At 43.6% G+C, this 22,596-nt stretch carries 24 protein-coding genes; 13 read left to right on the forward strand and 11 right to left on the reverse strand.

Annotation, left to right across the window (positions count from 1 at the left end):
- Positions 1-158: 158 nt before the first annotated feature.
- From ilvN to AAFP11_RS19730, 5 genes are all read right to left on the reverse strand, one after another.
- A complete protein-coding gene (ilvN, locus tag AAFP11_RS19710) occupies positions 159-677 on the reverse strand; it encodes an acetolactate synthase small subunit (protein ID WP_333253232.1) in 519 nt (172 codons plus the stop codon).
- A 275-nt stretch (positions 678-952) separates the two neighbouring features.
- Entirely contained in the window at positions 953-2,245 is a 1,293-nt protein-coding gene (gene iscB / locus AAFP11_RS19715) for an RNA-guided endonuclease IscB (RefSeq protein ID WP_340551173.1), read from the reverse strand.
- A 262-nt stretch (positions 2,246-2,507) separates the two neighbouring features.
- Positions 2,508-3,320: a carbon-nitrogen hydrolase family protein gene (locus tag AAFP11_RS19720; RefSeq protein WP_341738589.1), complete on the reverse strand. Its 813-nt coding sequence runs from the start codon at positions 3,318-3,320 to the stop codon at positions 2,508-2,510.
- A gap of 232 nt (positions 3,321-3,552) precedes the next feature.
- Positions 3,553-3,681, reverse strand: a complete 129-nt coding sequence (gene psaJ / locus AAFP11_RS19725) for a photosystem I reaction center subunit IX (protein WP_096829860.1) — start codon at positions 3,679-3,681, stop codon at positions 3,553-3,555.
- Positions 3,682-3,804: 123 nt separating this feature from the next.
- Positions 3,805-4,293 (reverse strand): Photosystem I reaction center subunit III, encoded by a 489-nt coding sequence (locus tag AAFP11_RS19730; RefSeq protein WP_341738590.1) that lies wholly within the window; start codon positions 4,291-4,293, stop codon positions 3,805-3,807.
- Between the two features lie 135 nt (positions 4,294-4,428).
- Between AAFP11_RS19730 and tsaD the strand changes: the two genes are divergently transcribed.
- The 5 genes from tsaD to AAFP11_RS19755 all read left to right on the forward strand — a co-directional run bounded on the left by tsaD (position 4,429) and on the right by AAFP11_RS19755 (position 8,645).
- On the forward strand, positions 4,429-5,508 hold the full coding sequence (gene tsaD / locus AAFP11_RS19735) for a tRNA (adenosine(37)-N6)-threonylcarbamoyltransferase complex transferase subunit TsaD (protein WP_341738591.1): 1,080 nt from the start codon (positions 4,429-4,431) through the stop codon (positions 5,506-5,508).
- 427 nt (positions 5,509-5,935) lie between these two features.
- Positions 5,936-6,679: a hypothetical protein gene (locus AAFP11_RS19740; RefSeq protein WP_341738592.1), complete on the forward strand. Its 744-nt coding sequence runs from the start codon at positions 5,936-5,938 to the stop codon at positions 6,677-6,679.
- 56 nt (positions 6,680-6,735) lie between these two features.
- The gene (locus tag AAFP11_RS19745) at positions 6,736-7,878 is read left to right on the forward strand and encodes a WD40 repeat domain-containing protein (RefSeq protein WP_341738593.1); all 1,143 of its coding nucleotides are present in this window, start codon (positions 6,736-6,738) and stop codon (positions 7,876-7,878) included.
- A gap of 174 nt (positions 7,879-8,052) precedes the next feature.
- A complete protein-coding gene (locus tag AAFP11_RS19750) occupies positions 8,053-8,301 on the forward strand; it encodes an AbrB/MazE/SpoVT family DNA-binding domain-containing protein (RefSeq protein ID WP_096829855.1) in 249 nt (82 codons plus the stop codon).
- Positions 8,295-8,645 (forward strand): type II toxin-antitoxin system PemK/MazF family toxin, encoded by a 351-nt coding sequence (locus AAFP11_RS19755; RefSeq protein WP_341738594.1) that lies wholly within the window; start codon positions 8,295-8,297, stop codon positions 8,643-8,645. The genes AAFP11_RS19750 and AAFP11_RS19755 overlap by 7 nt, the downstream gene beginning before the upstream one ends.
- 172 nt (positions 8,646-8,817) lie before the next feature.
- Here the strand turns inward: AAFP11_RS19755 and AAFP11_RS19760 are convergent, their stop codons facing one another.
- Positions 8,818-9,078 (reverse strand): BrnA antitoxin family protein, encoded by a 261-nt coding sequence (locus AAFP11_RS19760; protein ID WP_341738595.1) that lies wholly within the window; start codon positions 9,076-9,078, stop codon positions 8,818-8,820.
- Positions 9,041-9,319 (reverse strand): BrnT family toxin, encoded by a 279-nt coding sequence (locus tag AAFP11_RS19765; protein WP_341738596.1) that lies wholly within the window; start codon positions 9,317-9,319, stop codon positions 9,041-9,043. Before AAFP11_RS19765 ends, AAFP11_RS19760 begins: the two co-directional genes overlap by 38 nt.
- Positions 9,320-9,586: 267 nt before the next feature.
- On the opposite strand from AAFP11_RS19765, the gene AAFP11_RS19770 reads away from it, so the two are divergent.
- The 3 genes from AAFP11_RS19770 (at position 9,587) to AAFP11_RS19780 (ending at position 11,336) form a co-directional block, all read left to right on the forward strand.
- On the forward strand, positions 9,587-10,237 hold the full coding sequence (locus AAFP11_RS19770) for a Uma2 family endonuclease (RefSeq protein ID WP_341738597.1): 651 nt from the start codon (positions 9,587-9,589) through the stop codon (positions 10,235-10,237).
- Positions 10,238-10,269: 32 nt separating this feature from the next.
- A complete protein-coding gene (locus AAFP11_RS19775) occupies positions 10,270-10,767 on the forward strand; it encodes an N-acetyltransferase family protein (RefSeq protein ID WP_341738598.1) in 498 nt (165 codons plus the stop codon).
- Between the two features lie 173 nt (positions 10,768-10,940).
- Positions 10,941-11,336 carry a hypothetical protein gene (locus AAFP11_RS19780; RefSeq protein ID WP_341738599.1) on the forward strand — a complete coding sequence of 132 codons (396 nt, stop codon included), beginning with the start codon at positions 10,941-10,943 and terminating at the stop codon, positions 11,334-11,336.
- 98 nt (positions 11,337-11,434) lie between these two features.
- Here the strand turns inward: AAFP11_RS19780 and dnaG are convergent, their stop codons facing one another.
- Positions 11,435-13,462 (reverse strand): DNA primase, encoded by a 2,028-nt coding sequence (gene dnaG, locus AAFP11_RS19785; RefSeq protein WP_341738600.1) that lies wholly within the window; start codon positions 13,460-13,462, stop codon positions 11,435-11,437.
- Between the two features lie 75 nt (positions 13,463-13,537).
- Here dnaG and AAFP11_RS19790 point away from each other — a divergent pair, with 75 nt between their 5' ends.
- The 4 genes from AAFP11_RS19790 (at position 13,538) to mgtA (ending at position 18,011) form a co-directional block, all read left to right on the forward strand.
- Positions 13,538-14,473: an NAD-dependent epimerase/dehydratase family protein gene (locus tag AAFP11_RS19790; RefSeq protein ID WP_341738601.1), complete on the forward strand. Its 936-nt coding sequence runs from the start codon at positions 13,538-13,540 to the stop codon at positions 14,471-14,473.
- A 14-nt stretch (positions 14,474-14,487) separates the two neighbouring features.
- Complete coding sequence (locus AAFP11_RS19795) at positions 14,488-14,769, forward strand: hypothetical protein (RefSeq protein WP_341738602.1); 282 nt, start codon at positions 14,488-14,490, stop codon at positions 14,767-14,769.
- Between the two features lie 345 nt (positions 14,770-15,114).
- Positions 15,115-15,387, forward strand: a complete 273-nt coding sequence (locus AAFP11_RS19800; protein WP_341738603.1) for a hypothetical protein — start codon at positions 15,115-15,117, stop codon at positions 15,385-15,387.
- A gap of 107 nt (positions 15,388-15,494) precedes the next feature.
- A complete protein-coding gene (gene mgtA / locus AAFP11_RS19805) occupies positions 15,495-18,011 on the forward strand; it encodes a magnesium-translocating P-type ATPase (protein ID WP_341738604.1) in 2,517 nt (838 codons plus the stop codon).
- A 249-nt stretch (positions 18,012-18,260) separates the two neighbouring features.
- Here mgtA and AAFP11_RS19810 read toward each other — a convergent pair whose 3' ends face one another.
- Genes AAFP11_RS19810 through AAFP11_RS19820 form a run of 3 tightly spaced genes read right to left on the reverse strand, consistent with a single transcriptional unit; the run spans position 18,261 to position 21,563 of the window.
- Entirely contained in the window at positions 18,261-19,754 is a 1,494-nt protein-coding gene (locus AAFP11_RS19810) for a hypothetical protein (protein ID WP_341738605.1), read from the reverse strand.
- 9 nt (positions 19,755-19,763) lie between these two features.
- Positions 19,764-21,128, reverse strand: a complete 1,365-nt coding sequence (locus AAFP11_RS19815) for an AAA family ATPase (protein WP_341738606.1) — start codon at positions 21,126-21,128, stop codon at positions 19,764-19,766.
- Positions 21,129-21,131: 3 nt separating this feature from the next.
- The gene (locus AAFP11_RS19820; RefSeq protein ID WP_341738607.1) at positions 21,132-21,563 is read right to left on the reverse strand and encodes a HEPN domain-containing protein; all 432 of its coding nucleotides are present in this window, start codon (positions 21,561-21,563) and stop codon (positions 21,132-21,134) included.
- 102 nt (positions 21,564-21,665) lie between these two features.
- On the opposite strand from AAFP11_RS19820, the gene AAFP11_RS19825 reads away from it, so the two are divergent.
- On the forward strand, positions 21,666-22,577 hold the full coding sequence (locus AAFP11_RS19825; RefSeq protein ID WP_341738608.1) for a pyruvate kinase: 912 nt from the start codon (positions 21,666-21,668) through the stop codon (positions 22,575-22,577).
- Positions 22,578-22,596: the final 19 nt, after the last annotated feature.

Here is a 22,596-nt window from a genome sequence, read left to right on the forward strand (position 1 = left end):
AGCTTAATTTGCTCAGGGCACTGCAATGTGAATACGGACAGGGATATTTTTTCTCTAAACCTGTAGACAGCAATACAGCAACCATGTTAGTCGCGAGTAAGCCAAAATGGTAATTAGTTTGTTGACCGTTGACTGTCAACCGTCAACCGTCAACTAACTTAAACCTTCGCTTCCAAAGACTTGAGAAACTCGGTATTTACTCCCGACTCCCGCGTCAGAGCAATTTTCCCAGTACGAGCAATTTCCTTGATGCCAAATCTATTGAGTACCTGGACGATCGCCACCATTTTACCTGGATCTCCGACTACTTCCAAAGTCAGGGTATCATCACCAATATCCACCACTCGCGCTCTAAAAATCTGAGCTAACTCAATTATTTCCGATCGCGTCCCGGTAGCAGCATTAACTTTCAACAACATCAATTCCCGTTCCACACAAGGAATTTCGGTTATATCTTGCACTTTGAGCACATTAATCAACTTGTACAGTTGCTTAGTCAACTGCTCAATAATTTGGTCATCTCCCGGTACCACCATCGTAATCCGAGACACTCCCACTTGCTCGGCCGGGCCAACGGCGAGACTTTCAATATTAAAACCCCGGCGGGCAAACAAACCAGCAATTCGGGTGAGGACACCCGCTTCATCTTCAACTAAAACCGAAAGAGTGTGTTTCATTTATCCAAAAAGACGCATTTCGTGCAATTCTACATATTATGTTGTACGGGGGGGTAAGAGCGTTCCCTGTCGGCACTCGCGACAACTGAAAATTTGTGTACGAACGTACACAATTCCTCGCTCGAATTAAAATTATTCAGGTCTTGTTCCTGACTGAAACTGGATTTTTGAGACCCATGGGTCTCAAAAATCCTTCAGAGAAAAACGCGATGTTGGAGTGAGGGCATTTGGCGGCGGACTTGTTCTAGTCGATCGCTACGCCTCTAATCGCTAATTCATTGGACGTTTGTGGAAAACGCATACATATACCCATCGTTGCGGTGGATTGATTCGCAGTATTTATGACGCACTGGACTTACCTTGCCTAGTGGCGTTCTCATCTCGAAAACTCCACTTTCTCTGACAGTCAACCTGCCGACGTGAGTACCTGCAAACTTCCCCGAAGGGAGAACTGCCCTCACCATATCGCCAGTCCCAAACCCAAAAAACGTCTTGCACCGCGTTCTGTGCCTCACCGGAAATCCATATTTATTAGTCGTAGACATCTGACGATTGCCCCATCCTTTAGCTGAAATTAGCAACGGCTTCTTAGCGTGAACTTGCAGCATTTCTACATTTCCTACGCAGGCGGCATCCAGCCAATGAGTTTTAGGTAGTTGCAGTCGAGTACGATTGAACTTTGTTCTACCTCCTGTTGAAACTTCTATTGGTGATCCTGTTTGTTTAAGTCGTTGAAATAATGCCCAACGGGTAGAATTTACCGCAGTTGCATCTTTCAAAGGTTGTGAGGCCTGCTTCAAAATACGGGACAATATCTCAGGCTTTTTGGATAAGAACTCCCGGATATCTTGATTGCCTTTCTTTTGGTTGCATCCATGACAGGCTATGGCGAGATTGGAAACTCTATCGCTTCCACCTTTTGATTTTGGGTGAATGTGTTCTACCTCAAAAGGTACGTTTTCCACCCCGCAGTAAGCGCACTTCCTCCCCCATTTCTCTAATAAGTATTCCCTGACTTCATAGCCCGCAAGTTCACCTTGCTGATACTCCTTGCCAGAAATTTCGGGATTCTGCATTGCCTGCGTGTCAAATTTAACCAATTCCTGCGATATGCCTGTAATTGGCACATATCGACGGACGCGGTTAACCCAAGTCATGATATTCTTCACCCTGGATTCTCTACTCGGTGGCAACCATCCGGGCGTTCTCTTGCGGTTCAGAAAGCGTGGTTTGCGGTAACGAGTTTTGCGGTTACGACGATTGCGACGAATGGCACGACGCGATTCTAAGTCGTTTTTAATTTGCTGCCCGCGATGGGTTAATTCCGCACCCCAGATAACTTGATCGCCCTGCACAATTGCTAGCCCAGTAGTCTTGGAACCTGGATCAATTTTTAATTGAGCAGGTTGCACTTGCGGGTCTGAAACTGCATATTTCAGGATGATCGTGAACGGGTAACGGCGATATACAGCCGCTTGTTGTAGGTTCAATAATCGTCTTGCCTGTCCTGGCGGTACTGGATCAAGCGGTTGTTTGTTGGTATCTAGAACGAACACAAAGTTAGACATAAAAGTCCTCTGATTACTCAGGTTATGTTTTCCTCGTCAATGTTAGCGAGGCTTGTCGTGCCGGAGACACTTCCTTAGCTAAATAAAGATGTTTAATCTCCGGCGACAGAGCTACAGGCTCGAAAGCACCCGTAGGTGTCGTGACCCTGCTAACGTAGCCTAATTAAAGGCTTAGACTGGCTACCTTGTTCACTTTTGTCCAGTGATTAGCGGATAGCGATTAATTTCGGCAATTTTGAGACCCATGGGTCTCAAAAATCCTTCAGAGAAAAACGCGATGTTGGAGTGAGGGCATTTGGCGGCGGACTTGTTCTAGTCGATCGGGATTAATTTCGGCGATCGCCACACCCGGTTCATCCCCGGCATCGGCCAAAACCACACCCCAAGGGTCGATAATCATCGCGTGACCGTGAGTTTGACGGCGGCCGTAGTGGTGTCCAGTCTGTGCCGGGGCGATCGTGTAACAAGTATTTTCGATCGCCCTAGCTTGTAACAAAACCTTCCAATGATCCTTGCCAGTATAAGCCGTAAAAGCCGCCGGCACAAACAAGACATCCGCCCCCTGCTGGGACAAATGCCTGTACAATTCCGGGAAGCGCACATCATAGCACACCGAAAGCCCCAGGGTCCCCAATTTCGGTGACACATAAATCGGCGGCAAATCTGCACCCGCCTTCACAGTGTTCGATTCCCGATAAGTAATGCCATCGGGCACATTCACATCAAACAAATGTACTTTTTCATACCTTGCCACCTCAGTACCGTTGGGATCGACTAGCAAGCAAGTATTGTATACCTTACCCCCCGTCGTCGGCACCGGAAATCCGCCGCCCAGAATCATTACCTGGAAACGCTGAGCCATAGTTTTGAGAAATTTTTCACTTTGTTGCCCGATGGCTTCGGAAGAAGCAATTTTTTCCTCTTCTTCTCCCATAAAGGAAAAATTTTCTGGTAAAGAAACTAACTCCGCACCCTGACGCACGGCTAGGTCGATTAATTCCTCTGCCTGGATCAAATTTTTTTCCAGGTCAGGCAAGCTAGTCATTTGAATTGCTGCGGCGAGATAAGACTTCATTGATATCAGTAGTCAGTAGTCAGTAGTTATTAGTCAGTAGTCAGTAGTTAGTAGTTATTAGTCAGTAGTCATTAGTCATTATAGAGGTGATCAAGAAAGTAAGGTATGCCCGATGCCCTGATTTTGAGAGTTTTGATATTTGAGCCTTGAAATAACTTGATAAATCACAGCTCAAAATTCAAAACTCTCAACTTTTTTTACCTAGGTTTGGGAACCTAAATTCGCTGAAACTTTAGCGCAGCGGATGGAAAAGCAAGTCAGGAAAAAAGCGATTGAACTCAATCAAAATTCCCGCCGTTACCACCATCCAAGCTGCTGCCAAGACTGGCGCGGTCGAAAGATACTTCAGAAAGTATTGCATAAATACTGCTCCTCGAAAGTTTAGACAACTTAAAAAAAAAAGCCAGAACTGATTTTAGATTGAGGATTTGATAATTGGCATTTGCTTTCCCAAGTAAAATCTCAAATCTAAAATCCCAAATTACTAGCGCGGCGAAACGGTAATTTCGTCGTCTTTAGCAAACATTTCACCACTGGTGATTTCCTTGAGAGCCGCCAGAGGCCACAAAAAGCCACCCAGCATAAATTTGACTGCCATTGGAACATCGATAATAATCTCTTTTTCCTCTGGACTGTCAGATTTCTTAGCTGCTTGCAGATAAGCACGGCCTACCCAACCAATCCAGCCAGCGATATACAAAAACAGCACGCTAGGAATCAAAAAGTCGCCGGCGTAGCTCAAATTGCCATCCACAATTAAGTGAGGATATCCTTCCGGGCCACACAAAGCTTCGGAATAACGGTCAAATCTGGCTTTGGCAGATGCCGGGTCGCCATTGGTAGAACGGGCATCTTGAGCCAGTTCCTTGAATGCGGGAGAGTCCTTGCACGGCACTAAATTGTAAGCCGAGGCAACAGGAGCAAAACTAATCCAAAGACTCACCACTAAAATCGCAGCAAACAATCGTCGCATGAAATTGTTTCCTTTTGTTACAAAACAATAAGTTTTTTTACAAGCATTTCAACTTGCCGATCGGTCATCAACATTACTGCCGTATTAACAGTTTAAGCTAGCAGTAGACAACCTATCAAATAAAATTACCAGTTAATGGCAACCGTTTTCGCGATCGAAACAAGTTGTGACGAAACTGCCGCAGCAATTGTTAAGAATCGTCAAGTTTGCAGCAATGTTGTAGCATCACAAATTAAAATCCACCAGCAGTTCGGCGGGGTGGTTCCAGAAGTGGCTTCGCGGAGTCACTTAGAAATGATCAATCAGGTAATTGTCCAGTGTCTTGCTGAAGCAAACCTCACTTGGTCAGAAATTGACGGGATTGCAGCGACTTGCGCCCCCGGTTTAGTGGGTGCATTGTTAGTCGGGCTGACGGCGGCCAAAACCTTGGCAATTGTCCACCAAAAACCCTTTTTAGGGGTACACCACCTGGAAGGGCACATTTATGCTTCTTACCTTACTGAACCAGACTTGCAGCCACCATTTTTGTGTCTGTTAGTTTCTGGGGGACACACTAGCTTAATTCACGTCAAAGATTGTGGAGTTTACGAAACCGTAGGACACACTCGCGATGACGCAGCGGGGGAAGCTTTTGATAAAGTCGCAAGACTATTGCAGCTAGGCTATCCGGGCGGGCCGCTAATTGACAAATTGGCAGCGGTGGGGAATCCTACAGCTTTTAAGTTGCCAGAAGGCAGAATTTCTCTACCAGAAGGTGGTTTTCATCCCTATGACAGTAGTTTTAGTGGCTTGAAAACTGCTGTTTTGCAATTAGTGCAGAAACTCAAGAAAGAAAATAATCATTTTGGTAGCGAGGGCATCTTGCCAGAATCTGTAATTAATGATATTGCGGCTAGTTTTCAAGAGAGTGTAGCTAAGAGTTTAACAAAAAGGACGATCGCCTGTGCAGTCAATCTGGGACTCAATACTATTGCGATCGGTGGCGGAGTCGCCGCTAACAGTGGATTGCGACAGCACTTACAAGCCGCAGCAGCTAAACACAATTTGCGAGTATTGTTTCCACCTTTAAAGTATTGTACTGATAATGCAGCAATGATCGCCTGTGCAGCGGCAGAACACTTGCAGCAGGGACACGCATCACCATTAACTTTAGGAGCACATTCGAGAATGGCGATTAGCGATGTGATGCAACTGTACAATTTGAATATTGATTAAGCTGACTTCAAAATAACACGAATATTTTGGCGATTCGTGAGGTTGGAGTAAGGTTTTTGAATCTCGACGCGCCTAGTCCAAGAAACCGGGTTTCTGCGTAGCGCGCTTAGTCCAAGAAACCGGGTTTCTACGACAATTTAGGCATCCTCACCGAGATTTGGGTAAGAAACCCGGTTTCTGAGTCCCACGATGCAAGAAACCGGGTTTCTGCGACAATTTAGGCATCATAACGAAGATTTGGGTAAGAAACCCGGTTTCTGAGTCCCACGATGCAAGAAACCGGGTTTCTGCGACAATTTAGGCATCATAACGAAGATTTGGGTAAGAAACCCGGTTTCTCAACGCCGCGCGATCGCGCCAAACACGGGCGGAAAACAGATAACCTTGCTAAAATACAAACTATATTTCCCTCCTTTAGCAGCAGGCTATGAATAATCCCTCTGACCCCAACTCTGACAGTAGCAGTCATTCTCCCTTGGATGACTTTATACAGTCTTTAAGTTCAGACTCCCATAGTTCAGACTCGCACCACCACAGCAACCATCACCCCTCAGATCCTCTTGATTTATCTCACCTTCACTTGAATTTGGGTGAGGTTCACCATCCCCATGATTTAAACCATGTTGGTGCTTTAGATGGGGTCGATCGTTCCCACCATTCATTAATGACTCCGGCGGTTGCTTTGGATGCTGCATATCGAGAGAGTTTGGCTGAGTTCAAAACGGATCTTTATTCAGAAAATTATGCCCAAGGTTTAGTCTCTAATTCAACTATATCGCATACTGATAATAACCATTCTCAGGATAGTTTTTCATCGGATAATCACTCGGAAAAATTTGTTGAATTTTCGGCAAAAAGTTCATCTACACATTCAGGGGCGATTACTAAAACTGATGACAATTCCATTGATTTTATTGACGATAAAATTTGGTTTCATAAATATGGTACAAGTCAAATTGGGACTGTAGATGGACAAAAATTTTATCGCGACGGTCATTATATCGGGCGTTTAGGTGCAGATATGAATGTGTATGATGCTGATGCACATAAAATTGGTTATGTCACCCCTTCTGGCAAAGCTTATACAACTGATGATCAGCTATTTGCTACAGGCGGAACTGCTCGTTGGGCTGCCGCGACTTTAGTTTTTAATACTTGTAGTCTTAGTTAATCCTAGAAACCCGGTTTCTTTAAGAAACCGGGTTTCTATTAACACAAATTCACATAATGCTGGTGGGTGAGATTGTTTCCAGTTATCAAAGTCTCTATCAGTCTATTGAGGGGAAACGCCCTAATGCGATTCCTTATTTGTTGTTGGATTTGGCGTTGAGTTTGAGTGGTTTGTCGGATAAATCTTGGGCGAAAAAGCAGGTTGAGTTTTCGATTAAAGCTTGGTTGAAGCTGAGAAATGGGGTTTCTGAAGAGAAACTGGGTTTGTTGAATTTGGAGAATTTATTGGAGGTGTTTAAATCGACTTTGACGGTGGCGGATATAGAATATGCGGAAAAGCTGACTGGGTGTTTGGCTGCGATCGGGGAAAGTCGTTATCGGGAGATGATTCTGGAGGAGATCAAGCGCAAAGAAGCAGAACGCCAACACAAATGCAAGCTAGAAAATGTATCAGTTGTTTGCACCCTCACCGGGCATTCTAACTTTGTTCATTCCCTAGCCATCAGCCCGGATGGGCAGACCCTTGTCAGTGGTAGTGCTGACAACACGATTAAGATTTGGCAGTTGAGTACAGGGCAGGAACTTCACACCCTGACTGGGCATTCTAAGGTGGTTTATTCCGTCGCCATCAGCCCGGATGGGCAGACACTTGTTAGTGGCAGTTCGGGCGGTACGATAAAGATTTGGCAGTTAAGTACGGGGCTGGAACTTCGCACCCTCACCGGGCATTCTGTGGAGGTTATGTGCCTAGCCATCAGCCCGGATGGGCAGACGCTTGTCAGTGGTTGTTTCGACACGATTAAGATTTGGGAGTTGAGTACGGGGCGAGAACTTCGCACCCTCACTGGGCATTCTGCACCGGTTAGTTCCGTTGCCATCAGCCCGGATGGACAAACCCTTGTCAGTGGCCGTTGGGACAACACGATTAAGATTTGGGAGTTGAGTACGGGGCTGGAACTTCGCACCCTCACTGGGCATTCTGCATCGGTTTTTTCCGTCGCCATCAGCCCGGATGGGCAGACGCTTGTCAGTGGCAATGATAACGGTACGATTAAGATTTGGGAGTTGAGTACGGGGCGGGAACTTCGCACCCTCACTGGGCATTCCTGGCGGGTTTATTCCGTCGCCATCAGCCCGGATGGGCAGACGCTTGTCAGTGGCAGTGGTGACAACACGATTAAGATTTGGCGGGTGGAGTGACTCAGAAACTTAGAAACCGGGTTTCTCTGATAATTTTTCCTAGAAAGAAACCGGGTTTCTGCGATAATTTTGGCATCCTCACCGAGATTTGGGTAAGAAACCCGGTTTCTGAGCCCCACGCGACTATATCTAGTTGTTAGAATAGAAAAACCTGAGCATGAAAATCGCAAATGTATGACAGCCAAAATACACATCAGCAACTTGGGTAATTCCTTAGCTTTGCCAATACCGGACTATATTGTAAAATTTTTCAATCTGAAAGCAGATGATTCAGTAATTTGCAGTATAGAAAATGGAAAAATGGTCATAGAACCTGTAAATCAGAAAGTTTCAAAATATACCCTAGATGAATTATTAGCAGGCGAAATAGAACCCAGCGAAGAAATCTCTTGGGGAAAACCAGAAGGAGAGGAATTTTGGTAAATTATATCCCCGAACGAGGTCATTTCATTCGCCTCAATTTCGATCCTCAAGCAGGGCACGAACAAATGGGTATTCGACCTGCACTGGTTGTGAGTAAAACTAAATTTAACCAAAAAATGGGGTTTGTGTTTGTCTGTCCAATTAGTACCACACAACGCAAAAATCCGTTTTATGTTCCCATTCCAGAAGGTGAATTGGTGACAGGTGTAATTATGACAGATCAACTGCGTTCTTTAGATTATCGATCAAGGCAAGCAAGTTTGATTGGTGAATGTCCAGAAGATTTAGTTAGGGAAGTATTGAAGCGAATTGAACCTATCTTGTTTGAAAATATGACCTCCTAGAAACCGGGTTTCTGCGATAATTTTGGCATCCTCACCGAAATGTGGGTAAGAAACCCGGTTTCTGAGGCCCCCACGCGCCTGATCCAAGAAACCGGGTTTCTACGATAATTTTGGCATCCTAACGAAGATTTGGATAAGAAACCCGGTTTCTGAACCCCACGCGATCGCAACCTCAGCTACTTTCAATATAACGCCGCAACACCGAATTAATTGTAGTTTTGTACTCGGCACTTTGCTCTCGAAACCATGCTATCACCTCAGCATCTAACTGAATCAAATTACGAGCTTGGGCGGCTGGTATTCTTAGCGTAGCATTCTCAAAAAATTCATCCGTCAAAGGTGGAATATCAGAGTAATCAATATCCTCATCATTCATCGCCTCTAACGCCGCCCAATTAGTACGAGAGATATTGCTCAAATCGTTGACGCTCATATCGGTTTGCCTTTCGTGCTGATATGATTCTAATTATATCATCCTGCCTTTCTGTCCAGACAACAACCGCGACTCCGTTTTGCAAAAACCCGATCCCAATCCAACGATCCTCCCCATAGTCAGTACGCCGATCGAGCTCAGTTAGCATAGGAAGATCGAACATCTCAGAAACATCTGCAAAATCAATCCGATGTTTGGCAATATTTTCCGCTCTCTTGGCTTCGTCCCATTCAAACTGCATGAAAAATAAATCAACTTTAAGTAGGATCTAAATTTATGATACGTTATTTTGCACTCACAGAAACCGGGTTTCTGCGATAATTTTGGCATCCTTACCGAGATTTTACGAAGAAACCCGGTTTCTGAGTCCCCGCGCGCCTGATCCAAGAAACCGGGTTTCTGCGACAATTTTGGTATCCTCACCGAGATTTTACGAAGAAACCCGGTTTCTGAGTTCTCGTGCGATCGCTGTTATCATAAAATCACTTCAAAGCAGAAGGGCACGACTATGCAAACCCAAGAAAAACCAGCAATCGCCAAGCAACCACCAACCGAAAAACGGTACTACACGCCGGAGGAATATCTCGCATTAGAAGAAAGTGCGATCGATAAAAGTGAATACCACGATGGAGAGATAGTACCAATGACAGGCGGAACCGCAAACCACAACAAAATCGCTGGGAACTTTTACAAAAAATTCCCCTCGACTGTGAATGGTCAAGATTACGAGACATTTATCAATGATGTGCGCCTGTGGATACCCCTAACTCGCCGCTACGTCTATCCCGATATCATGGTCATTCAAGGAGAACCAAAATATCAAGGAAGTAACAAAACAATTGTTACAAATTCTTTGATAATCGTCGAGGTTTTATCCAATTCAACCAAAGATTACGATCGCGGTGGCAAATTTCTCGCCTATCGCTCAATCCCGGAATTTCGAGAATACATTTTAATTGACCAATATAGCTATCATATCGAGCAATTTGCTAAAAACTCTAATGGCAAATGGGTATTAACAGAGTATGATTCAGAGGAATCGGTATTAACCTTGGAATCAGTAGAATTCCAAATGCCACTCAGAGAGATTTATGAACGAATTAATTTTGATGTTAAAGACGAAGAAGTGAACGAGTCAATAACTGAAATTCAAGCATAAAATCGAGTCCGCGTTTAGCATTACAATAATTCATGAAAATCCGCGACGCAAGTGAAAGCGACTTACCAGCAATAGTTCAAATATACAATGCAGCCATACCAGGGCGATCGGCTACAGCAGATTTAGAACCAATCTCCGTCGAAAGTCGCCTCCCCTGGTACAGACAACACTCCCCCGATTCCTTACCCATTTGGGTAATGGAATCAGAACAAACCATCATTGGCTGGCTTAGCTTGCAGCGTTTCTACGGACGCGCCGCCTATCAGCATACAGCAGAAGTTAGCATTTACATCACGCCCGATCGCCAATGCTGCGGAGTCGGGCAAAAATTATTACAACAAGCAATTTGGCGCTGTCCCGAATTAGGAATTAAAACCTTAATCGGCATAATTTTTGCCCACAATCAACCAAGCTTAAAATTGTTCAATAAATTTGGATTTCAGACTTGGGGACATCTACCACAAGTCGCCGAACTTGATGGAGTTGAAAGAGATGTAGTAATTATCGGTTTGCGTTTAAACAAACCATAAACTAGACCGAAAGAAACCGAAATGGACAGCCCGGAACACCGATCGAGTTTTGGCTGAATGCAAAATTTATTTAAGAGAATTGGAAACTCCCTAAATAATTTGCTATAATTATGAATAGCAGCACCCAAGTGGTATTGCTAACCCCACAGAAAAGGTTAGAGGAGTTAAGTCAAATGCCAAACAAACTCCAAGTTAAAACACAATCAGTCGGATATAGCGACTTTTACTGGAACCGCTTTAGTCCGAGAGTTGCTACTATCAGCAGCATCCGTAACGCCAATCACTGGGAGGGTGGATTTATCACTTATATTGCCTATCCCAGAAAAGTTGAAGCTATAGCAGCAATGAAATATTTACTGTTGCATCAACAAGTTACGGATGTAGATATGCGAAAAGCCAAACGGATGAAAGCAAAAGGTATTCGTTGGGAGCTAAAAATACGGGGTTTAGCTTTTAATCAAGTGCTGAAATTTGCCACTATGGACATAACTAGCGAGCTAGTTATACCCCCAGCATTTGAAACCGCTTCTACACGCAGGAAGTCCGCGCCACGCGAGAGTGAAGGATAATATCAATTCCGGTTGCATCAGCGAAATGACTGTTGACTGCTGAGTGTTTAAACAATACCGATTCCAGCGTCAACGATATCAGTACCTGGGAGTGCAAGCTAAAAATTGCCACTCCAAGGTACTGATATTAAATCGTAAAAATTGACTTGACGCAACCGCTCCAATTCCTCTATCCATTCTTGTTCAGCGAGGACTTGTTGGTGATATTCTACAGCTTCTTCACAATTACTCGCCACATTCGTATTTTCCCACATATTCAGTGCAATGCGACGGCGTTTCATGCTGATAATTTGCTCGATGCACGCCAGAGCCGACCGAATTACTAAAGGTGCGCGATAAACATTTTTTTCCGACAACTCATTTAGATGAAATAAATGGGAAATTTGATTGAGTTGATTGGGATATTCTATCAAACTATCTTGCAATTTTAATATTAACTCAGAAGGCGCTATTTGTAAATAGCTTTTATGCAATATTTCGGCATTCAAAATCTGATGCCACAAAAATCTATGGTGAGAAAGGCTAAACTGCACTTCTCTAGCTTCTATGGATTCTCTGACATCTTGCCGATATTCGGGACAATGCAAGTAAATCTGCAACAATTGCGCTTCTGCTTCTTCTAAAAGACTTCTGGCTACGGCGGAAAAAGTTTCTTGGGAGCGATTTTTGAGGCTGCTTGTAGTCTGACTTTTGTATTGTTTATTTGGCTTGAGTTTTTTTCTAATTAACAGTGGCATTGTCAAGGATTCATCTTGAATCAGCCTTTTACCCCAATCGCTAACTACTTGGTTGAGCAAGCTTTCTGCTAGCATTTTGGTCAATTTAAACTCTCCTTTGCTGAGAATTTCGGCGGATTTTTGGAGGTAATGTGCCAGTTGATTGTCATCAGTGATTTTTGTTAATAAATGCACAATCTTTTTAGTAATTTGTTGATAAACATCAGCTTGTTTTAAATCTTGGTTGACCAACATTTGTTCTAGTTGCCAGTCCAGCCATAAAGGAGCTGTTTTTAGCAATTGGCGATATTGTTCAGCAGAGTATGTTTTGAGGAATTCATCGGCATCTTTGCCGTCGGGAATGTTGAGAACTCTTAGTTGTACTTCTCCTTGATAGGCGAGTTTTTCTATTTCTCCAATCGCCCTTTCTGCTGCTTGAGTTCCGGCTTTATCGGCATCGAAATTGAGGATAATTTGTTTGGAGTCTGTGTAGCGCAATAACTGTCGTACTTGGTTTAAACTGAGTGCTGTACCGAGGGAGGCGACGGCGTTGCCAATGCCCGCTGCATGAAGGGCGATCGCATCAAAGTACCCCTCTACGACGACGGCGGCATCTGCTTTGCTAATGGCGATTTTAGCTGTATCTAGGGCAAATAAAGTTTTGCCTTTGTCGAATAGTTCTGTTTCGGGGGAATTGAGATATTTCGGTTGTTCATCGCCGAGAGCTCTGCCACCAAAACCGATGACTCTGCCTTGGGTATCGCGGATGGGAATCATCACACGATTTCGGAAACGGTCGTAATAGCCACTGCCTCCTGATTTGCGTGGTACAATTAATCCGGCTTGTTCTACTAATTGGGCTGGATAGTGTTTTTGTTCTACCAGATAGCTGTAGAGTGTTTCCCAACCTTGGGGTGCATAACCTAACTGAAATTGTTGGATAGTTTCTTCGCTAAGCTGACGATTTGATTTGAGATAAGCTAGGGTTTCTTGTCCTTGGGGTTGTCTTAAAGCGTGTTCGTAAAACTTGGCGGTGAGGGCGGAAATTTCATAGAGTTGTTCTCGCAGAGAAATTTGGCGCTGTAATTCTTGTCGATGTTCTGGTTCGACTGTTTTGACTTGTACTTGATAGGTTTTAGCTAAGTCTAATACTACTTCGCTAAAAGAGCGTTTCTCTAATTCCATGAGAAACTTAAAGGCATTTCCGCCAGCGCCACAGCCGAAACAATAGTACATTTGCTTGGCTTGGTTGACGGTAAAACTGGGAGATTTTTCGTCGTGAAATGGACACAAACCTACGAATTCTTTGCCTCGTTTGCGCAATACGACGCGGCCGGAAATGACATCTACTATGTCTGCTCTTTGTTTGACTTCTTCGATGGTTTCGGGATGTAGCCGTGGAACTTGCATAGGGATTTTTGAGTAAAGCTAAGCAGTAATTTTATTGTAAGATGTTGACACTAACTGTAAGGAGTCTGGAAAATAATGCGAATTTTAATGATGGGCGGTACTCGATTTATCGGGGTTTATCTGACTAAGATTTTAGCAGCACAAGGGCATGAGGTGGTACTGTTTAATCGTGGCAATAAGCCAGTACCAGTTTCAGGAGTGCAGCAGATTCAGGGCGATCGCACTAATGTCGATGGACTAAAAGAACAGTTATCGACTCTTGAGTTTGATGCCGTTTTTGACAATAACGGTCGGGAACTGAGCGATACAAAGCCTTTAGCTGAAATATTTAAAGGGAGGGTGCAGCACTTTATTTATATGAGTTCTGCGGGGGTTTATTTGAAATCCGATCAAATGCCTCATATTGAAGGGGACGCTACCGATCCCAAAAGCCGTCATTTGGGCAAATTTGAAACCGAAAGTTACTTGGCAGAGTCCGGTTTACCTTGGACTTCAATTCGCCCGACTTACATTTATGGCCCCCAAAATTATAACGATTTAGAGGCTTGGTTTTTCGATCGCATTGCGCGAGATCGCCCGATTCCGATTCCTGGTAATGGAATGCACTTCACGCAGTTAGGGCACTGTCAGGATTTGGCTAGGGCGATGGCGGCGGTTTTGGGGAATCAAAGGGCGATCGGGCAAATTTACAACGTTTCGGGCGATCGATTTGTCACCTTTGATGGCTTAGCCCGCGCCTGCATTTTAGCCGCCGGCAAATCAGCAGATGCTATTAAGATTGTACACTACGATCCAAAACAATTTGACTTCGGCAAAAAGAAAGCTTTCCCCATGCGATTACAGCACTTTTTTGCCTCAGTGAACAAAGCTGTTACCGAGCTTAACTGGCAGCCGGAATTTGACCTAGTTTCTGGGTTAAAAGATTCTTTTCAGAATGATTATTTAGTTTCGGGAAGAGACAAAGCGGAGATTGATTTTTCTGTAGACGATCAAATTTTGAAAGCGATTTAAACAGTCCTGGACGCATGGGGAATCAAAAACCCGGTTTCTGCATGAATATTTGTCGAAAAAAACGACGATTTTTGGAAGAAACCGAGTTTTTTGCATCCTGGATTATTAAACCGATCTCAAATCCGGCTGATTCAAATTATGACTTGGTGGCATATTTGATCGGCCGGAAGTCTTGGGTGGTTGCTGATTCGCGGGAATCCCACAATCCTGCTGAGGGAAAATGGCACCCTGATGCTGTTGCGATGGGAGCATCCCATTTTTGCAAATATACCCGTAGGGGCGAAGCATTGCGGTAGTAAATCTCTGCTTTTAACTCATAAATTATCTGCCGGAATGCTTCGCCCCTGCAAAATTGGGATGCTCCCGTTGCGATCGCCCTTGGAGTTTCTTTATCCCCAGAATCGAGGGGGCTGCTAACCCAGATTTGGGAGCGAGGAGATATCTACCTTACCGAAAATTTGGGTCTAAAGATGGATGGCAATCAATCCGAATTATGAAACCATAATAGCGATACCGTTAAAAATTTAGGAAAAAGTGCCTAAATCAAAAACACCTTGACAGGGCCACTGCTAAGCGGACGGTAGAGCACTGATACTGAGCCTATTTGTGCTTGTAGAAATGTTAAAAAAGAGGGAGATTTCATGGAAAATACATTATTCGATCGAACATTCCGGGATAGCGAAGGCAAAATTACGATCGCTCAACCACCAAATTTACCACTAATTGTCTGGATTATAGCTAGTTTATTAAAGCTGATTCTTACCACGGGAAAAGTTAATTTAGGGTTGGAAATACTAGCTTTTGGTTCCTTGTTTACTTGGGCTTGGGAAGAATTATTTCAAGGCGTTAATTACTTTCGGAGAGCATTAGGTCTAATTGTGCTTGTGGGTCTGATGGCATCGAAAATGCAATAACTAGGTTAGCGGACATAAACTCCCCAGCCAGATAAATCTAAGTTAATATCCACAAATTATATCTAGATAATAGCATATTTATTTAATGAAAACTCAGGTATCAAAAAATGAATCAACAGTCTACATTTTGGAGCTTATCCACGGATACAGTGCTTCAACAGACGCACTCTACAGCAGCAGGATTAAGCCATGCTGATGCGCAACAACGCCTGAGCCAGTACGGCGCAAACAGCCTCAAACAAATACACAAATCGAGCGCATTCATGATGTTGCTCAATCAGTTCAAAAGTCCGATTATCTTGATTTTGATTTTGGCGGCGGTGCTCTCGATTTTTCTCAAAGATGCGGCAGATGCGATTATTATCATAGCGATCGTCCTGATTAGTGGGCTGTTAGGATTTTGGCAAGAGCGAGGAGCATCGAATGCAGTCGAAAAATTATTAGCTTTAGTGCAAGTTAAAGCAACTGTGTTGAGGGATGGTCAATCTCAAGAAATCCCTAATGAGGAAGTAGTTCCGGGCGATATTGTGGTGCTTGGGGCGGGTAAAACTATTCCCGGCGACTGTCTAGTTTTAGAGTCAAAAGATTTATCAGTGAATGAAGCAGCACTAACAGGAGAAACCTATCCAGTTGACAAACAAAATGGTGTATTGCCAGCGGCAACTGGACTAAATCAACGCACCAACTCCCTCTATATGGGAACTAATGTGATTAGTGGAACTGCGAAAGCAGTAGTTGTTCATACTGGAAAAGAAACTGAATTCGGCAAAGTATCGCAACGCTTGAAACTGAGACCTCCTGAAACGGAATTTGAACATGGGTTGAGCAAGTTTGGCTACTTTTTGATGGAAGTAACTCTAGTTTTGGTAGCTCTAATTTTTGCGGCCAATGTCTACCTGCATCGCCCTGTGCTGGAATCTTTTATGTTTTCCCTAGCGTTGGCTGTGGGTTTGACCCCTCAACTGCTACCTGCGATCGTCAGTGTTAACTTGGCTCGCGGTGCTGCGACAATGGCGAAAAAGCGGGTGATCGTGAAGCATTTACCCGCGATCGAAAACTTTGGCAGTATGAATGTGTTTTGCACCGATAAGACGGGTACGCTCACGGAAGGAGAGGTGAAAATTCACTCTGCGGTTGATGTCGAGGGGAAAGATAGCGATCGCGTTTTACTTTACGCTTATTTGAATGCTATCTCTGAGTCTGGTTATGTGAATCCGATCGACAAAGCGATTCGCGAATACAAAACCTTCGACATTTCGGGTTATCAAAAATTAGATGAAGTAGCCTATGATTTTAACCGCAAACGTCTCAGCATCCTGTTCAAAAAAGATAGTAGGAATCTAATTGTCACCAAAGGCGCACTGAAAAATATTCTGGATGTTTGCTCAACCGTTGAAACTGCCGAAGGGAAAACCATCGACATTGCAGACGGACGACAAAAACTGCACCAACAAGCGGAAGATTTGGGCAGTAAAGGATTTAGAGCCTTGGGTGTGGCTTATCGCGATTTCGAGCGAGATTCCTTCAGCAAAGATGATGAAACAAACATGACATTTATGGGCTACCTTGCGCTCTTCGATCCGCCAAAAGCGGGCATCGCTGACACCATAAAAGAGTTGGAACTGCTGGGAATCACTCCGAAGATGATTACCGGAGATAGCAAGGCGGTGGCAATGAGTATTATTCAGCAGATAGGACTGCCTGAACCAAAGGCAATGACTGGCTCGGAACTAGAAAAGCTCAGTGATGAAGCCTTGATGCACCGAGTACAAGATACAAATGTTTTTGCTGAGGTAGAGCCGAACCAAAAAGAGCGGATTATTATCGCTCTCAAAAAAGCGGGGAATGTAGTTGGATATCTGGGAGATGGGATTAATGATGCCTCGGCGCTTCATGCTGCTGATGTCGGCATCTCAGTCGAGAGTGCAGTTGATGTTGCCAAAGAAGCGGCTGATATTGTGTTGATGGAAAAGGATTTGAATGTCCTGATCGAAGGTGTCAAGGAAGGACGGGTGACATTTGCTAACACTTTAAAATATGTCTTTATGGCAACGAGTGCCAATTTTGGGAATATGTTTAGCATGGCGGGAATTTCTCTGTTTCTCCCCTTTTTGCCACTGCTACCTAGTCAGATTTTGCTGACCAACCTCTTAACGGATTTTCCAGAATTGACGATCGCCACCGATCGCGTAGACAAGGAGTTAGTCAGCAAACCTCGCCGGATGGATATCAAGTTTATCCGCAACTTCATGATCGTGTTTGGTTTGTTGAGTTCCATCTTTGATTACCTGACGTTTGGGGCGTTGCTGCTGCTGCTGCACGCGCAACCACAACAGTTTAGAACAGGCTGGTTTTTGGAGTCTGTAATCTCTGCTTCGCTGGTGGTGCTAGTCGTTCGTACCCGCAAATCTATTTTCGACAGTAAACCCGGAAAATACTTGTTGATGGCAACGCTGGCTACCGTAGGAGTGACGATCTTCATGCCCTGGACACCTTTAGGAACCCTGTTCGGATTTCAACCGTTGCCGTTGAGTTTTGTGTTGGTGCTGGGGGCGATCGTCTTGTTCTACGTTACGGCGGCGGAGAATGTGAAACGAGTGTTTTACAGTCGCGTGAAATTTTAGTTGTCAATTCGCAGCACTTATGGGTTAAAGCATTAGATATCAAATGGGTTTTAGCAATGGCATTTTGGGCAGAATAAAAATTAGGTATTATATCAATTCCCGTTGTATCGGAATGATTTAACCGCGAAGGCGCGTTCGGCGAAGCCGTTCCCGTAGGGTAGGACGCGAAGGAAGAGAAGAGAGAGTTTAATACAGGACGATGAAGACAGGATTTGGTATTACCTCCTCTACCTGATTTTTAGTCTGATGTTACTTGGGACGTTTAACCCCACCTTTCCGTTTAACTTGAAATCCATATAAATAGATTTCAGGCATATTAATTCGTCCATCAAGACGACCTTCTATAATTCCAAGTTGAAGTAGATATTGCAAAATTCCTTCGGGGTTAGTAACAGGTGGTTGTTTTTCAGGAATCCATGTAGTTGATTTTACCCTCTCTAAAAATACTTCCTTTGGCATGGGAGCGCTCAGATTTACTAAGCTCATTTTGAGAGATTCTAGCCAAGGATACTCTTCCTGTAATTCCAGAATTCTATCATCTGAAGTATTCATTAAAGCCCCTTGTAAATCAGAGGGTTGCAAGAGTAGCGTATTTTGTTCAACGGTCGAGTGCTGTTGTATTCGACTTTGTGCAGAAGCGGCAAATAACTTGAGAAAAGAACGTGGCGCAATTCGACCACCAGCATCCTGAAGGTGATTGGGAATCCAGCGATAGGTAATTCCTTTTTTAGCATTAGCCCCCATATACTTACCAATCATCATTTGAATTAGTTCTTCAAACAATTTTTCATTTGATGTTGCAGTCCAGCCCAAGCCAGTTTTGTTTTCAATAATCAACTCTGGGATATTTTGCAAATATTCTGTCATTTCAGTACCAGAGTTAGCAAGTCGTTTGACCAAAAGTTGGTAAAGCCATGAATGTTTCCATTCCAATCGAATTTGATGGGCTTGCAGTTTGGAAGCATCAGGAAAACTGAAAACATCCTCTCGAAATAGATCGGTACGCAAAAATATTTTGGGTCGTATTCTATCCCAACGTCCCCATCGATTGAGCCACAAAGCTAAAAGTTCACGAATTGGACTTGCTAAGGCAGTATAGGAAGCAACCAATCGATCTAATTCATCATAAGTGACAAATAACCAATCATCTGCTTCAATCAGTTTTTGATCTAATTTATCTAAGACAGAATTTAAATTTTCAAGATTTTGATTGACAATAGGTTGCCAAATTGATAGACGAGGTAAGTCATCTCTGAGAATGTTCACTATCTCTGTCCCTATTTGTTCAATAAGAAAATCTTTGAACTTAAAATCTTCTTGCTGTAATAACCCGCCTAAAATTAAACCAATCCAGAAGCTTCGCCATTCAATATTTGTAGCCTTATCCATTTGCATTTCAACACTCTCTGGCGTTGGAAATCGCTTTTCTGCTGTGCGAGTCCTTCCAAAGCCAGCTATCCACGTCGTTTTGCTCAAAGTAGGTAAGGATCTGATTCCCAAGCTTTCAACCAAAGATTCTCGTCCTGAAGGGATTGCGAGTAAACGGAATAATTCTGTTTTTCCTACTCCACGACCTCCTAGTATTAATAGTGTATTGGGTTCTAAAGCATAACGATAATCTGGTATGGGTAAAAAGTTTTTTAAGAATTTATCCTGATCATTACTTTCCTGTTCAGCAGTTCCCAGACCAGGAGCGATATTCGTTATTAATTCTAGTAATCTCTGTTTATTAATTTCAGACATAGTTTTAATTTAATTATTTTTTTGAAATTCACGCCCAAAAAGGTCACATAACTTTTCTGCAATCTCCTGATAAGGAGAATTAGTCATTATCTCTACGAGGCCTGATAGTCGATTTGATTGTGAGTTGCGAGAAAATAGAGCTATGTCGCCGCGTAGACTCTCCTGATACGGCACAACCACAGGAAAAAATGGTTCTTCTCTATTGTTAGGATCAGGGACTGTTTCATCTTCAGAGTAATAGTTTTCTTTAAAAACAATGTAGGCTTGTTCTTGAAATTCCGTGAGTTCTGTTTCTCGTCCTGGTATTCCGTTCGCTGGAGCCATCGAATGTACAAGAATCAATGGTAAACGCTCATCAACTCCAGAACTTGCTAAATGGCGAATAACATGGGTTAGTCCTGCCCAACTTTGGCGTGATTGAGTCCCAAATATGACTACTCCATGTGAAAGATTTGTGATTGCCAAGCCACCAATATCATGAAAACCAGCCCGCGCATCCATCAGAATGAAATCTAAAGGTCTTACTGCACTTTCTAATTCTTTTAACATATCTACCATTGTACTTTGCAGTTCACCATAGACAAGGTTCTGAAAGTCCAATCGGGCTAACTTCTCCAAATAATTATCATCTACTGTTCCTGCGGGAAGTAATTGCAAGGGTTGTCCATAATCACCTAGTAACGTCTGCTCATTAATAGGTATGATGTGAGTGCGAAGTTTCCAATCTTGATTTTGAATCTTCTTTTCCAATAAATAATCAATTACACCTAGATTATTGGAGTTATCTGGTGAAAAAATTGTAGCCAAGCCTGGTGCTTCCAAATCGAGGTCAACAACGGCAACTCGATGACCGTTACGAGCTAAAGTCAATGCAGTAGCAACGAGGGCACTGGTTCGTCCTACACCTCCTTTGAAAGAGAAAAAAGATATGATAGCAGGTTTATGTTTTTGATAAACTAATTCCTCTTTCCAAGGTGGTGTAGCTACTTGATTATTTGTCCATGCCTGTTTAGCAATGTGGCGTTCAAGAATATACCAGCGCGGCAAAACTGATTCATCATCCCAAGGTGCTAAAACTCTTTCAGCCTTAATAGTATCAATTAAAGCTTTATAACCATCTTTTTCTCCTGCTGGCAACCAAATATCATTGCCATAGTAATTGCCAAGTTTGCTAGATAAAAAGCTCTTAATGTCAGCAATTTCTGCTTCTTCAATGCTACGATCGTTCAATTGTTCAATAAACAGCCTAATTTTTCCTTTAATGTCACGAATAATTGTGACTGACTCAAGCTTAGGTACGAGTAAATTTATAATGCTTTGCTCATTAAAGCATTCCCGCACTCGCTCGAATGTTTCACCAAAACTGATTGTCATTCTTTAAATATCCTGGCTAGAAAATGAGCCATTTAGCACTAACTTGGGGATAATTTCTCGGTAAATTTCTTCTGCACGTTGAACGGCTGTTTGTGCGTCAGCTTCAGCCCAAAGTCCAGATTTGGAATATCTCCTCTCTGGATGATTTTGAGCTAGAACAGTACCAGCTATTCGTGAAGCAGGAAGTTGCCTATCCAGAATAGGATAGAGAACCCGCAAGCGTTCCATTGCCCTTCCTTCAAGTTCAGTGAGGTCATGTCCATATTTTCTTACCGCGCCTCGATCGTGCTTAAAGTGTTGCTCGACAAGCACTTTAAAGGAACATTCTACAACATAACCTGCTAGATAAACGGCGTTGTCCCACCGCTGCTCTCCCAAAAGAAGTTGGGCATCATGTAAATGCCTGCCTGCTGAGTTGGAAAAGGACTCTTGCATTTTTCACTTGATCCAGATAATTGAAAGTAAAGTTATAGTATAGGGAAAAGGGCTAGCGATCAATCTCAAGCGCCACACTTTAGCAGTAAAACTGATTATGAGATGGTGCGAGAAATGATGCAACGCGGGGCAAACTGTATGCGAATTAACTGCGCCCACGATACGATCGCAGTTTGGCAAGACACGATCGACCATATCCGTCGGGCCCAGCAGGAAACCGGAACGCCTTGTAAAATCATCATGGACTTAGCTGGTCTCAAAATCCGTACAGGAGTGGTACTTGCCCCCCATCATAAAAAACGGGTATTTAAAGGCGATCGCATCCTGCTGTTGCGTTGTGAGCCTAAAATTGCCACTAAAGCAGCGGCAAGAAAAGTAGAAGCAGGTGATGCTATCCCATCCCATGTCAAGCATTTCCAAACTTCCTGCACAGTTCCCGAAATTCTCGATTTATTAATAGTTGATAACCCTGTGTATATCGACGATGGCAAGATTCAGACTCGCGTGATTGATACCCAGCACCCAGTACACAAAGGACAGGGGATTTTACTAGAGGTGACAAATGCCAGCCCCAAAGGAGTCAAACTCCGCCCCCAAAAGGGGTTAAATTTCCCAGATACAGTCTTGCCGCTCAGTCCCCTGACTGAAAAAGATTTATCCGACCTAGATTTTGTCGCCACCCACGCAGATATTATTGGCTACTCTTTTGTGCAACGTCCTGCTGATATTGAGTTGCTTCAACAAGAGTTAGATCGGCGTTTGGTCAAAGGGCAGTCCCGACCTGCGATCGTGGCAAAGATTGAAACCGCGATCGCAGTTTCCAATCTGCCAGAATTAATTATCTATGCAGCAGGTAAACAATCCTTTGGGGTCATGATTGCTAGAGGCGATTTAGCTGTTGAAATTGGATATCAGCGTTTAACAGAGATTCAGGAAGAAATTCTCTGGCTTTGCGAAGCGGCGCATATTCCTGTGATTTGGGCAACTCAAGTTTTAGAGAGTTTGGTGATTTAACGAAACCTTGAGGTCAAAG

Origin of the sequence: Microcoleus sp. CAWBG640 (assembly GCF_020883015.1) — a bacterium.
Lineage (GTDB): Bacteria > Cyanobacteriota > Cyanobacteriia > Cyanobacteriales > Microcoleaceae > Microcoleus > Microcoleus anatoxicus.